Raw genomic sequence first — 13,664 nt, 5'->3', positions numbered from 1 at the left:
GGGAGAGTAGGCCGCCGCCTTTTTTTAAGAGTCCCTTCATGAAAATGAAGGGACTTTTTTTTTGCCCTTCCGCAAAGTAGATCCGCAAAGTCTCCCGACTTTGAGGGCCATCATACTTGAATGTTTCAATGGTAATAAAACAACCATACAGCCAAAAACACCTTCTTTGTACGCTCAATGCAAACTCAGCGAAGCAAACTCATGAAGCATACGGAAAACAGCAACAGATTATTACATTTCCAAATTGATTCATTATTACATTAATCAATTGCTACATTAACCCATTGGTACATTCCCAAATTAATTCATTGCTACATTAACCCCATTGGTACATTTACACATTGATTCATTGTCACATTAATTAATTGGTACATATTGGCAATCCACGGTTTATGGGGGAGGCTTCTAGATAGGGATTTATTCGATTTTGATGATAGGTTGTATCGTACGTGTTTATATAAAATATTTAATAGCCCTATGAGGGGTGTTTTACTTTAAACTTAGGGTTAAGAGGGCTTTAAGATAGGTGTCTCTCAAAGATCAAATTAGGTTGAATGCCTTGGGTATTTTATAAAAATAAAGGGCTGTTCTTTTACCAGAACAGCCCTTTTTATATTTAGAAGGTTTTGAACCTTAAATTCTAGGTAAATCTCCTTCTCCTTTTAACGGTAAATTAGAAGATCCCATTAAATATGCATCCACGTGATGGGCTGCTTGTCTTCCTTCGGAAATGGCCCAAACGATTAGGGACTGTCCTCTTCGCTGATCTCCTGCGGCAAATACTCCAGGCACATTGGTTTTATAATCGCTTTCCGATGCCTTTATATTGGTTCTTGGGTCTGCTTCAATGCCTAATTGCTCGGCAACGGTCATTTCAGAACCTGTAAATCCTAAGGCTAGAAGTGCCAATTCACATTTCCATTCTTTTTCCGTACCGGGAATTTCTTGTAACCTAGGACGTTTTCCGGTTTCTATGATCCATTCTACCTCCGTGGTAACAAGTCCAGTTAAATTCCCGTCTTTGTCACCTGTAAATTTTTTGGTCGATATACTAAAAAATCGCTCGGCTCCTTCTTTGTGCGAGGTACTGGTACGCAAACGCATTGGCCAAAATGGCCATGGTTGGTCATCTGGGCGATCAACGGTTCCCTTGGGCATGATCTCAAAATTAGTAACCGAGGTGGCGCCATGTCTAAAGGAGGTTCCGATACAATCCGATCCGGTATCTCCACCACCAATAACGATCACATCTTTATCGGTAGCTTTTATTTCTTCGCCCAAGTCGGTAATTCCATCGACACGTTTATTGTTCTGCTTTAAAAAGTCCATGGCTTGTACCACACCTTTTAAATCGGAGCCTTCAATCGGTAAATTTCTGCGGACCGTTGCACCTCCACAAAGGACAACAGCATCGAATTCTTTTTTAAGGTCTTCTGCGGAAATATCCGTTCCTACTTCTACACCTGTTTTAAATTGGATACCTTCTTCTTCTAAAATACGAAGCCTTCTGTCAATAACCGATTTGTCTAGCTTAAAATCAGGAATCCCATATCGTAAAAGTCCGCCTATTTTTTGATCTCTTTCAAAAACGGTTACCAGATGACCAGCCCTATTTAATTGTTGGGCAGTGGCAAGTCCGGCTGGACCAGAACCTATAACGGCTACTGTTTTGTCGGTTCTTTTTACTGGTGGTTGTGCTTTGACCCATCCTTGTGAAAAGGCAGTTTCTGCTATATTTTTTTCTATATTTTCTATAGAGACCGGGTTTTCATTGATTCCCAATACACAAGCTTCCTCACAGGGTGCAGGACAAAGCCTTCCTGTAAATTCAGGAAAATTATTGGTAGAATGTAATATCTCCGCAGCCATTTCCCACTTTCCACGGTACACCGCGTCATTAAAATCGGGGATCAGGTTACCCAGAGGACAACCACTATGGCAAAAAGGAATGCCACAGTCCATGCAACGAGCACCTTGCTCTTTAAGTTCCTTTTCCTCCATAGGAAGGGTAAACTCCTTATAGTGTTTGACCCTATCTTCTACGGGAGCGTATTCTTCTACTTTTCTATCGAATTCCAAAAATCCTGTTATCTTTCCCATATTTCGATTATATAGTTTCTAGTTTTTCTTTTTCTAGGCGCATTAAAGCCTGCTTATATTCTTCTGGGAACACCTTGACGAATTTAGTAAGGCAATCTTCCCAATTTTCCAATATGCGTTGGGCTATTGGACTTAAGGTGGCATTGTAATGATTTTCAATAAGCCCTTTTAATTCTGCAATGTCATTGTCGTCATCTAATGGCAATAAATTTAAATCGGGTGACTTACAATTTTTGTGGAAGGTCTTTTTCTCATCAAAAATATAGGCTATACCACCGCTCATTCCTGCACCGAAGTTTCTTCCTACCTCTCCAAGAATAACCGCGATACCACCGGTCATGTATTCACACCCGTGATCGCCAATACCTTCAACAACGGCTTTGGCTCCAGAGTTTCTTACACAGAACCTTTCTCCGGCCTTACCATTGATATATGCCTCTCCGTTGGTAGCCCCGTAAAGGGTAACATTCCCGGTAATGACATTTTCTTCTGGTTTTAAGGTAGACTTGTAAGGAACCTTAATGATTAGTTTGGCGCCCGATAAACCTTTTCCTAAATAGTCATTGGTATTTCCATTGACTACCATGGTAAGGCCTTTGGTTGCAAATGCTCCAAAACTTTGTCCGGCCGAACCCGTAAAGTTTAGTTTTAAAGTGTTTTCTGGCAATCCTGCGGCACCGTAGATTTTTGAAATTTCATTACTGGTAATGGCGCCAACGGCTCTATCGGTGTTTTTTATAGGGAAATCTAAAGATATTTTCTCCTTTCTAAATAAGGCAGGATGTGCTTTTTCAATGATTTCGAATTCAATAGACTTCTCTATATCGTGTTGTTGTTTTTGTGTATTGTAAAACTTGGTTCCTTTAGGAACGTCTATTTCATGCAAAATAGGGGTTAAGTCTATTCCGGCTGCTTTGTAATGCTCTAAGGCTTTTTTACGATCTAATTTTTGGACTTGTCCCACCATTTCTTGGATGGTTCTAAATCCTAATTGCGCCATAATTTCCCTAAGTTCTTGGGCGACAAAATACATATAGTTAACTACGTGTTCTGGCTTTCCATTGAACTTCTTCCTTAATTCGGGATTTTGAGTTGCAATTCCGACCGGACAGGTATTTAAATGGCAAACCCGCATCATAATACATCCGGAAGCTACCAATGGAGCTGTTGCAAATCCAAATTCTTCTGCCCCTAACAAACAAGCGATGGCTACATCTCTTCCTGTTTTTAGTTGTCCATCACATTCTAGAACTACTCTATTTCTCAGGTCGTTCATCACCAAGGTTTGCTGTGCTTCAGCAATCCCCAATTCCCAAGGCAGACCTGCGTGTTTTAGGGAGGTTAGCGGCGATGCTCCTGTTCCCCCATCGTGACCGGAGATCAAGATAACATCGGCTTTTGCCTTAGATACACCTGCGGCTACGGTACCAACACCTACTTCTGATACCAATTTTACATTGATTCTAGCTTTTCTGTTGGCCGATTTTAAATCGTATATTAATTGTGATAAATCTTCAATGGAATAAATATCATGATGTGGTGGGGGCGAAATTAATCCTACATAAGGGGTAGAATTTCTTGTTTTCGCAATTGCTGGATCCACTTTTGCTCCCGGTAATTGTCCACCTTCCCCAGGTTTTGCTCCCTGGGCCATTTTAATTTGTATCTCTTTGGCACTGGTCAGATAATTGGAAGTAACTCCAAACCTACCAGAGGCTACTTGTTTTATGGCGCTGTTTTTCCAGTCTCCGCTTTGGTTTTTGTAAAAACGTTCGGCGTCTTCTCCTCCCTCACCAGAATTACTCTTACCGCCAATACGGTTCATGGCGACCGCTAAATTCTCATGGGCTTCCTTACTGATGGAACCATAAGACATGGCGCCGGTTTTAAAACGTTTTACGATTTCGGTCCACGGTTCTACCTCTTCTAATGGAATAGGATCAAAATTTGAAAATTCGAACAGGCCGCGAATGGTCATTAAGTCTTTTGTTTGCTCATTTACCATTTGAGCAAATTCCTTATAAGACTCCGGTTCGTTGTTCCTTACCGATTTTTGTAGCTTGGCGATACTCAAAGGGTTGAATAAATGTTTTTCTCCATCCCTTCTCCAACGGTACTGTCCGCCTATTTCTAAATCTAGGCTAGCGGCAACTTCTTGTGTTTTATAAGCTTTATGGTGTCTTTTTGCAATTTCTTTCTCAATTTCGTACAAACTAATTCCTTGTATTCTGGTAGGAGTGTTTGGGAAATATTTATCTACAGTTTTGGTATTGATCCCGATACATTCGAATAATTGGGACCCCCTATACGAGTTAAGGGTAGAAATACCTATTTTATTCATGATCTTAAGAATTCCTTTACCTACTGCTTTGTTGTAGTTCTTTATGGCTTCTTCAAAGGTATATTCCGTAATATCGAGGGCAGTAATTTGTTCTGCGATTATTTCATTGACCATATAAGGGTTAATGGCACTAGCTCCATATCCGAACAATAAGGCAAAATGGTGAACCTCTCTTGGTTCAGCAGATTCTATGATGATACTCAGTTTAGATCTTTTTCCCAATCGCTGTAAGCCACTATTTACAAAAGAACAAGCTAGCAAGGCAGGAATAGGAGCGTTTTGAAGATTTACATTCCTGTCGGATAGTATAATGATATTGGTACCTTCATCGATGGCTTTTTCGGCCTGCTCTAGAAGCGATTGCAAGGCATTTTCCAAACCGTTATGTCCCTTTTCTATTTCGTATAACATTGGAATAGAGACAACCTTATAATCTGGACTTGCGTCGTAATTTTTTATCTTGTCCAGATCCTCCTTGGAAATAACAGGATTTTGGATCTTTAATTTTCTACAGTGATATTCAGAATGTTCAAAAATATTTTGATCACTACCCAGGGTTAAACTAATATCGGTAATAAGCTCTTCGCGAATACCATCCAATGGCGGATTGGTAACTTGAGCAAAGAGTTGCTTAAAATAATTATAGATTAACTGAGGGCGCTCTGATAGAATAGCGATAGGGGTATCCGATCCCATAGAACCTAGGGGTTCCTTGGCGGTTTTTCCCATCGGAAGGATAATGGTATTGATATCTTCTTGGGTATAGCCAAAAATAGCTTTACGCTTTTGTACGCTTTCTTCGTTTAAAAATAAAGGACAGTCATTATAAGGGATATCTTTTAGGTGTACCAAGTTTTTGTCTAACCACTGTTTGTACGGGTGTCGGGTAGCAATTTCTTCCTTAATTTCTTCATCGTTGACAATACGGCCTTCTTCCATATTTACCAAGAACATCTTCCCTGGTTCCAATCGGCCGTGCATTTCAATGTTTTCTGGTTCTAATTCAACCACTCCTACCTCCGATGACATAATTACATATCCATCTTTGGTAACGGAGTATCTAGAAGGTCTTAGACCGTTTCTGTCCAATACGGCACCAATATAGTTTCCGTCCGTAAAAGGGATAGAAGCCGGACCATCCCAAGGCTCCATCATACAAGAGTTGTATTCGTAAAAAGCTCTTTTGGCCTCGGACATCTCCTCATTTTTTTCCCAAGCTTCAGGAACCAATATCATCATCACTTCAGGAAGCGATCTTCCTGTCATCAATAGTAATTCTACCACCATATCCATAGTGGCTGAATCCGATTTTCCCGGAAGGATGATAGGGAGAATATTTTTTATTTCATCACCAAACAATTCACTTTCCATTAATTCCTGTCTAGAAAGCATTCTGCTGACATTTCCTCTAAGGGTGTTTATTTCACCATTATGGCACATGTAACGGAAAGGCTGGGCTAAGTCCCAGGTAGGGAAGGTGTTGGTAGAGAAACGTTGGTGAACCAAAGCCAATCGGGTAACTACTCTAGGATCCATAAGATCTTTGTAGTATAGGCTTATATCCTCGGGCATTAAAAGGCCTTTGAAGATAATGATTTTGGTCGATAAACTAGGAACGTAAAAGAATTTGTTTTCAGATAGTTTTGAGTTATTGACAGTGTGTTCGGTAACTTTCCTAGCAATAAATAATTTTAGATTAAAATTAAAGAAATCCTGATCGCTATTTTCTTTCGCTACGAACAACTGTTTTACAAAAGGTTCTGTTTCTGTAGCAATCCTTCCTGGTACGGATCTGTTCACAGGAACATCTCGCCAACCTAATAATTTTAAGCCTTGTTTTTTGATGTTTTCCTCAAAAACATCTATACAGTAATTTCTTTGGTTTTCCTTTTGTGGTAAAAATATATTTCCGACGGCATATTCGCCAGGTGCAGGAAGCTCAAAGTCGCAAACCTCCTGAAAAAAGGCATGTGGGATGTCAATTAGAATTCCAGCTCCATCTCCAGTTTTGCCATCAGAACTGACGGCTCCCCTATGTTCTAATTTTTCTAATATCTCTAAAGCCTTATGGATAATATCGTTAGACTTTTTACCTTTTAGGCTACATATAAATCCTGCTCCACAGTTATCATGTTCAAATTCCGGTAGGTATAACCCTTGTTTTTTCAGCATCATAGATTAACGTATTTCTTCAAAAATACGGAAATTCATGCATTAAAATCAACGTATTGACTTAAACCGTACAAAAAATTCAGCGTTTTCAATTATTGCTTACCTAAAATGCATATATTATTTTTTTGAGCCCAAATATTATGATTATGATAATTTAATATTTCTTTAATAGAGTTGTTGGTGCTTTTTTTGTTTGTCTCCTTTCGTTTCTAAGGGGTATAAAAAGGCTCTTCCTGAAACTAAGGAGTAGATATGGATATTAGAATCTCTACTCCTGAATTTGGTTTTTGAGGTAATAGCGGTATTTTTAATACTAATTTTTTAAGATACTTCTCGAGATGACTATCTTTTGGATCTCCGATGTACCTTCATATATCTGGGTGATTTTGGCATCTCTCATATATCGTTCTACGTGATAATCTTTAACAAAGCCATTTCCGCCATGAATTTGTACTGCTTCTATAGCGGTATCCATGGCTACTTGTGAAGCGTATAGTTTTGCCATGGCTCCAGAAAGGTCGTAATCATTGCCCTGATCTTTGTCCCAGGCGGCTTTGTATACCAAATGGCGTGCGGCTTCAATTTGGGTATGCATATCGGCAAGTTTAAAGGCGATAGCTTGGTGGTTCATAATTTCAGTTCCAAAAGCTTTTCGTTCTTTTGAGTATTTTTTAGCTAATTCATAGGCGCCGGCTGCTATACCCAGTGCTTGGGCGGCAATCCCGATTCTTCCGCCCGCCAAAGTTTTCATGGCAAACTTAAATCCGAAACCATCTTCGCCGATCCTATTTTCTTTAGGGACCTTAACATCATTAAAAATCAACGAATGGGTATCGCTTCCGCGTATTCCGAGTTTGTTTTCTTTCGGCCCTATTTCAAACCCGGGCATATCCTTGGTCATAATAAGGGCATTTATTCCTTTGTGGCCTTTAGAAATGTCTGTTTGTGCTATAACAAGGTATACCTCGGCAGAATTACCATTGGTAATCCAGTTCTTAGTACCGTTTACTATATAATGATCGCCCTTGTCCAAGGCAGTGGTTTTTTGTGAGGTGGCATCACTGCCGGCCTCGGGTTCTGACAAGCAAAACGCACCAATACTCTTACCGCTGGCCAAGGGGATTAAAAATTTTTCCTTTTGGGCTGCTGAAGCATAATGTTCCAGTCCCCAACATACCAATGAATTATTGACAGATACAACAACAGAAGCAGAGGCATCTATCTTGGAGAGCTCTTCCATAACCAATACGTAAGATATAGTGTCTAGTCCACTACCACCGTATTTAGGGTCCACCATCATCCCCAGGAACCCTAATTCCCCCATTTTTTTCACCTCTTCAGAAGGGAATTTTTGGGCTTCGTCTCTTTCGATAACCCCAGGGAGTAATTCGTTTTGGGCAAAATCCCTTGCGGCCTGGCGTATCATTATTTGTTCTTCTGTTAGCGAAAAATTCATAGTTTAAAAAAGTTTAAGTGGTTTGTATCAAATATAAGGGTATCCATTGAAATAATTATGATTAAGAAAAACTATAAATCCTAATCTATATTTATATATTTGTTTGTCGAAAACTTTTTTTATTGAAGATTAAATTAAAATTATGAGACAACATTAGCTTCGGTAGCAGCAATGAATTACGAGAAGGTACGGTAAATGAGATTTTGCCTATAATTGTGTTATAATCAAATAATTAAGCTATTACAATGAAAAAGTTACTTCAGATATATGAAAACAAAGCTCCTGAGATTGTTTTTAACTGGAAGGATCCTGAAACCGAAGCAGAAGGTTGGACCGTCATAAATTCACTTCGCGGCGGTGCTGCAGGAGGGGGTACTCGTATGCGAGAGGGATTGGACATGAATGAGGTCCTTTCTTTGGCAAAAACAATGGAGGTGAAGTTTACAGTTTCCGGCCCACCGATCGGAGGGGCCAAATCTGGAATTAATTTTAACCCCAATGATCCACGTAAAAGCGGGGTTTTAAAAAGATGGTATCATGCCGTAGCTCCGTTATTAAAAAGCTATTATGGGACCGGAGGCGATTTAAATGTCGATGAAATTCACGAGGTTATACCTATTACGGAAGATGCCGGGGTTTGGCACCCGCAAGAAGGAGTCTTTAACGGACATTTTAAGCCCACAGAGGCCGATAAAATAAATAGGATCGGTCAGTTAAGACTGGGGGTAATAAAGGTTTTGGAGAGCAATAAGTATTCTCCTTCTACCCAAAGAAAATATACGGTAGCCGATATGATTACCGGTTTTGGAGTAGCCGAAGCCGTGAAGCATTTTTACGATATACACTCGGGTTCCGTGGTAGGAAAGCGTGCCATTGTACAGGGTTTTGGTAATGTAGGGGCTGCGGCTGCGTTTTATTTGTCCCAAATGGGGGCTAAGATCGTTGGGATTATCGATAGGGACGGGGGAATAATTAAGGAAGAAGGGTTTTCTTTTGAAGAAATTACGAACTTATACCTAAATAAAAAAGGGAATACCCTTGTGGCTAAGGAGCTGATTCCTTTTGAAGAAATCAATGAAAGAATCTGGAGCTTGCCTGCAGAAATATTTGCCCCATGTGCGGCTTCTAGGTTGGTGACCAAAGAACAGGTTTCAAAAATGATCGATACAGGGTTGGAAGTTATAACTTGTGGCGCTAATGTTCCTTTTGCAGACAAGGAAATTTTCTTTGGGCCTATTATGGAATATACCGACGAACGGTTGAGCTTAATTCCCGATTTTATTTCAAATTGCGGTATGGCACGTGTCTTTGCTTATTTTATGGAAGGCAGAGTGGCCATGGACGATGAAAAAATATTTAACGATACCTCTCAAACAATAAGAGAGGCATTATTGAATATTTATAAAAATAATAGTACCAAACGGAATATTAGTAAAACAGGCTTTGAAATAGCACTCAAGCAGTTAATTTAGTATTCGGGGATCATAGAAACTTTTTTGTTTTTAGGTATTGGTTCTGCAATGATAGATAATGTACCTTTGGTGTAGGGAAGTATGAAATGATATCTGAAGGAGTAGAAACGCTGTTTTGGATTATATGGCTTACTAAACTGTAATAAGAGGTTGTATGTTGATTATTGGTTCTGCTGCCGAAGGGGTAGTTAAAGGAACAGAAAAGAAGAATTATTTAGGATCTTAAGGAATTGGCATGGTTGGTTTTTGACGGCTTCCCTTGCTTTTATGCTCATTAAGAATTTTGTGTTAAACACATAATATAAATCGGGTAACACCGTTATTAAGGCAACTTTAATAAAGTAAATATATGTTATTGTTTCAAGGCCTCACTCAGGAGGCAGGTATTGAGGAAGTATTGTCTGAAGAAAAGACACTTTCGGTTATAGATTTAATAGTTAATGGTGGAACAGGAAGTATTCTGATCATCTCCGTATTGTTTGTAATGCTCTTTGTGGCATTGTATATCTATTTTGAACGGATTTTTGCCATCAAGGCGGCCTCTCAGATCGATAGCAATTTTATGAACCAAATACGAGATCATATTACCAATGGAAAGCTAGAGGCAGCAAAATTGTTATGCGCTCAGACCGATTCGCCAGTGGCCAGGTTAACGGCCAAGGGAGTGTCTAGAATCGGGAAGCCTTTAGACGATATTAATACGGCTATAGAAAATGCCGGTACCTTAGAGGTATATAAATTAGAGAAAAACGTTAGTGTTTTAGCAACGGTAGCGGGTGCTGCCCCAATGATTGGATTTTTAGGAACCGTTATCGGTATGATTTTAGCTTTCCATGAAATGGCCTCCAGTGGCGGTCAGGCAGAGATGGGGTTATTGGCATCGGGTATTTATACGGCCATGACAACCACGGTGGCTGGTCTTGTAGTCGGTATTATTGCGTATATAGGGTATAACCATGTGGTAAATAGAACAGATAAGGTGATTCACAAAATGGAAGCTACAGCAGTGGAGTTTTTGGACTTGTTAAACGAACCGCTATAGTGGAGATAATATGAAATTAAAAGGAAGAAATAAGGTTAGCCCAGATTTTAGCATGTCGTCGATGACGGACATTGTATTCTTGTTGCTTGTTTTTTTTATGTTGACCTCCAATTCTCCCAACGCTTTAGATCTATTGTTGCCTAAAGCAAAGGGGAAGTCGACCAATACACAAAATGTATCGGTGAGTATTAACGAGAAGTTGGAGTATTTTGTCAATAAGGATAAGATAAATGGAGAATATTTAGAAATTGAATTAAAAAAGGCACTCAAAGGTCAAGATAAACCTACTATTATTCTAAGAGCTTCGGAAAGTATAGCATTAAAAGAGGCTGTGAATGTTATGGATATAGCTAATAGGAATAATTATAAAGTAATTTTGGCCGTGCGACCCAACTAATGTCATTATTAGATACCCCTTACAAGAAAAAATCCTTTACCCTTACAACCTTGTTGTTAAGTGTATTGTTGCTGTTGCTTTTTTATGTGGGACTCAGTTATATGGACCCACCGGTAGAAAAGGGTATTTCTATTAATTTTGGAACTACCGAATTTGGTAGTGGTAGGGTACAGCCTAAAGAAAAGATAAAATCCGAACCTGTAAATACACCGCCAAAGGAAACTGCGGTTCAAGAAACCAAAGTAGAAAAGGTAGTAGATAAAATTCCTGAAGAAAAGATAGCAAAAGATAAGCCTACAGAGAAACTGTTGACGCAAGAAAATGAGGAATCTGTGCTTATAAAACAACAGCAAGAAGAGAAACGAAAAGCCGAGGAAGCAGTTAATAAGGCAAAGGCCCAGGCCGAAAAGCTAGCCCAAGAAAAAAAGGCTGCAGAAGAAAAATTAAAAAAGGAACAAGAGGCTAAAAAGAGCAAGCTCGATGCCTTGATAGGAGGTATTAATAAGGCCGAAGGGACTACAGCTGGTGGCGAAGGAGACGATAAACGGGCCGGTGACAAAGGGAAGCAAGACGGAGATCCGTACGCTACCAGTTACTATGGAGCCCCAGGCGCGGGTAGTGGATCAGCAGGCTATGGCCTTAGTGGAAGATCCTTGGTCAATAAGGGAAAGGTGGTACAAGAGTGCAACGAAGAAGGTAGGGTAGTGGTGAAAATTATAGTCGATAAAAACGGTAATGTGGTAAGTGCCATGCCAGGAGTGAAGGGGACTACCAATAACCATCCTTGCTTGTTAGAGCCCGCAAAGAAAACAGCCTTTATGCATAAGTGGAATTTGGATACCAATGCGCCAAACCAACAGGTAGGTTTTGTGGTGGTCAATTTTAAACTTGGAGAATAAATCCTTTCTATATTTTTTTTAAAACAGTGTACTACTCAAAAGTACTTAGTGCTCTATACCCTAGAACAATGGGTGTAAAAGAGATAATATTTTAATTCTAAAAAAAAGATTCGTCAAAATGACCTATCAGGAGACTCTGGATTGGATGTTTAGCCAGCTTCCAATGTACCAGCAAAACGGAAATTCGGCTTTTAAGGCCAAACTAGATAATATTTACGCGCTGAGCTCTTATTTGGGGCATCCCGAAAGAAAATTTAAAAGTATTCATGTGGCAGGTACCAATGGTAAGGGGTCTAGTAGCCATATGTTGGCCTCTATATTACAGGAGGCCGGATATACTGTGGGCTTGTATACCTCCCCCCATTTAAAAGACTTTAGGGAGCGTATACGAATTAATGGTGTCCCAGTTTCAGAAGGTTTTGTCGTAGATTTTATAAAGGACAATAAATTGTTCTTTGAAGCCCATAGTTTGTCGTTTTTTGAGATGACCGTAGGAATGGCTTTTGATTATTTTGTTAAGGAAAATATCGATATAGCGATTATAGAAGTCGGATTGGGAGGGCGATTAGATTCTACCAATATCATTACGCCAGAAGTATCCCTAATTACCAATATCGGTTACGATCATGTAGATTTATTGGGAGATACTATCGAAAAAATAGCTTTTGAGAAAGCTGGTATTATTAAGGAAGGTGTTCCGGTAGTTGTCAGTGAGCTTCAAAAAGAAACGGCAGCAGTATTTAGTACCGTGGCCCATGAAAATAATGCCAAAATTATTTTTGGGAGTGAAGTAACTCCTGGAAAGTATAAAACATCTTTGTTGGGAAATTATCAGTCCAAAAATATCAAGGGAGTTGTGGCGGCTATTAAGGAGCTAAAAGGATTTGATGTACGGGAAAGTCATATTAAGGATGGATTGATGAATGTGGTGAAGAATACTGGCCTTTTGGGGCGTTGGCAGCTTTTAGGGAGTGAACCGACCGTAGTTTGCGATACAGCTCATAATACGGAAGGGCTGACCATAGTTATGGAACAATTAAAGCAACAACAATACGGTAACTTACATATGGTGTTGGGGTTTGTAAAGGAGAAGGATTTGGAGCGGGTTTTTCCTCTTTTTCCAAAAAATGCCACCTATTACTTTTGTAAACCAAATATTTTAAGAGGACTAGATGAATCGGTGTTAAAGGCCCGTGCCAATGGGTTTGGTTTGGTTGGCTTGAGTTATAATTCTGTAAATGAGGCGCTTGAGGCGGCAAAAAAGGCTGCGGGTAAAGACGATTTTATTTATGTTGGAGGGAGTACTTTTGTAGTAGCAGAAATTATTTAATTTTTTTTTCGATTTTATTTTGGTGAAACGAAAAACAAGCTTACATTTGCACTCGCAACGCGGTTATAGCAACCGAAATTGCACTCCTCGAAAGAGGGCTCTTAGCTCAGTTGGTTCAGAGCACCTGCCTTACAAGCAGGGGGTCACTGGTTCGAATCCAGTAGGGCCCACGATAAGAAGGAAGCTTCTAAGTAAAATTGGAAGCTTCTTTTTATCAAAGTCGAAAGACTGAAATACAATCCTCGAGAGAGGGCTCTTAGCTCAGTTGGTTCAGAGCACCTGCCTTACAAGCAGGGGGTCACTGGTTCGAATCCAGTAGGGCCCACAGTAAAAGAAAAGGCTTCCAAGAAATTGGGAGCCTTTTTTGGTTACTATACCTTTTTTCTAGAATGAGGTTGTAAAATATAGACATCCATACAAATTTGTTAGATTTAATTAATATGAGGCTAATGTTT

General features: G+C 39.7%; 8 protein-coding genes and 2 tRNA genes. 7 read left to right on the top strand and 3 right to left on the bottom strand.

The window, feature by feature from the left end; genetic code table 11:
• Positions 1-633: 633 nt before the first annotated feature.
• The 3 genes from HCG49_RS16535 to HCG49_RS16525 form a co-directional block, all read right to left on the bottom strand.
• On the bottom strand, positions 634-2,100 hold the full coding sequence (locus tag HCG49_RS16535) for a glutamate synthase subunit beta (protein WP_168470627.1): 1,467 nt from the start codon (positions 2,098-2,100) through the stop codon (positions 634-636).
• Positions 2,101-2,107: 7 nt separating this feature from the next.
• On the bottom strand, positions 2,108-6,616 hold the full coding sequence (gene gltB / locus HCG49_RS16530) for a glutamate synthase large subunit (RefSeq protein ID WP_168470626.1): 4,509 nt from the start codon (positions 6,614-6,616) through the stop codon (positions 2,108-2,110).
• A 310-nt stretch (positions 6,617-6,926) separates the two neighbouring features.
• Complete coding sequence (locus HCG49_RS16525) at positions 6,927-8,069, bottom strand: acyl-CoA dehydrogenase family protein (RefSeq protein ID WP_168470625.1); 1,143 nt, start codon at positions 8,067-8,069, stop codon at positions 6,927-6,929.
• 245 nt (positions 8,070-8,314) lie between these two features.
• On the opposite strand from HCG49_RS16525, the gene HCG49_RS16520 reads away from it, so the two are divergent.
• From HCG49_RS16520 to HCG49_RS16490, 7 genes are all read left to right on the top strand, one after another.
• A complete protein-coding gene (locus HCG49_RS16520; protein ID WP_168470624.1) occupies positions 8,315-9,541 on the top strand; it encodes a Glu/Leu/Phe/Val dehydrogenase dimerization domain-containing protein in 1,227 nt (408 codons plus the stop codon).
• A gap of 349 nt (positions 9,542-9,890) precedes the next feature.
• The gene (locus HCG49_RS16515) at positions 9,891-10,583 is read left to right on the top strand and encodes a MotA/TolQ/ExbB proton channel family protein (RefSeq protein WP_168470623.1); all 693 of its coding nucleotides are present in this window, start codon (positions 9,891-9,893) and stop codon (positions 10,581-10,583) included.
• Positions 10,584-10,593: 10 nt separating this feature from the next.
• Complete coding sequence (locus HCG49_RS16510; RefSeq protein ID WP_168470622.1) at positions 10,594-10,980, top strand: ExbD/TolR family protein; 387 nt, start codon at positions 10,594-10,596, stop codon at positions 10,978-10,980.
• On the top strand, positions 10,980-11,879 hold the full coding sequence (locus tag HCG49_RS16505) for an energy transducer TonB (RefSeq protein WP_168470621.1): 900 nt from the start codon (positions 10,980-10,982) through the stop codon (positions 11,877-11,879). Before HCG49_RS16510 ends, HCG49_RS16505 begins: the two co-directional genes overlap by 1 nt.
• 118 nt (positions 11,880-11,997) lie before the next feature.
• On the top strand, positions 11,998-13,209 hold the full coding sequence (locus tag HCG49_RS16500) for a bifunctional folylpolyglutamate synthase/dihydrofolate synthase (protein ID WP_168470620.1): 1,212 nt from the start codon (positions 11,998-12,000) through the stop codon (positions 13,207-13,209).
• Between the two features lie 95 nt (positions 13,210-13,304).
• A tRNA-Val gene (locus tag HCG49_RS16495) sits at positions 13,305-13,379 on the top strand.
• An 80-nt stretch (positions 13,380-13,459) separates the two neighbouring features.
• A tRNA-Val gene (locus tag HCG49_RS16490) sits at positions 13,460-13,534 on the top strand.
• Positions 13,535-13,664 lie beyond the last annotated feature (130 nt).

The sequence above is a fragment of the Arenibacter sp. 6A1 genome (assembly GCF_012272855.1).
Taxonomy (GTDB): domain Bacteria; phylum Bacteroidota; class Bacteroidia; order Flavobacteriales; family Flavobacteriaceae; genus Arenibacter.
Note: the sequence above shows the minus strand (reverse complement) of the source record. Positions and strands in the feature narration are given on the sequence as shown.

Coding starts and splice junctions, on each gene's coding strand:
- gltB (WP_168470626.1), bottom strand. CDS start 6,616: ATGATGCTGAAAAAACAAGGGTTATACCTACCGGAATTTGAACATGAT.
- HCG49_RS16515 (WP_168470623.1), top strand. CDS start 9,891: ATGTTATTGTTTCAAGGCCTCACTCAGGAGGCAGGTATTGAGGAAGTA.
- HCG49_RS16535 (WP_168470627.1), bottom strand. CDS start 2,100: ATGGGAAAGATAACAGGATTTTTGGAATTCGATAGAAAAGTAGAAGAA.
- HCG49_RS16510 (WP_168470622.1), top strand. CDS start 10,594: ATGAAATTAAAAGGAAGAAATAAGGTTAGCCCAGATTTTAGCATGTCG.
- HCG49_RS16505 (WP_168470621.1), top strand. CDS start 10,980: ATGTCATTATTAGATACCCCTTACAAGAAAAAATCCTTTACCCTTACA.
- HCG49_RS16500 (WP_168470620.1), top strand. CDS start 11,998: ATGACCTATCAGGAGACTCTGGATTGGATGTTTAGCCAGCTTCCAATG.
- HCG49_RS16525 (WP_168470625.1), bottom strand. CDS start 8,069: ATGAATTTTTCGCTAACAGAAGAACAAATAATGATACGCCAGGCCGCA.
- HCG49_RS16520 (WP_168470624.1), top strand. CDS start 8,315: ATGAAAAAGTTACTTCAGATATATGAAAACAAAGCTCCTGAGATTGTT.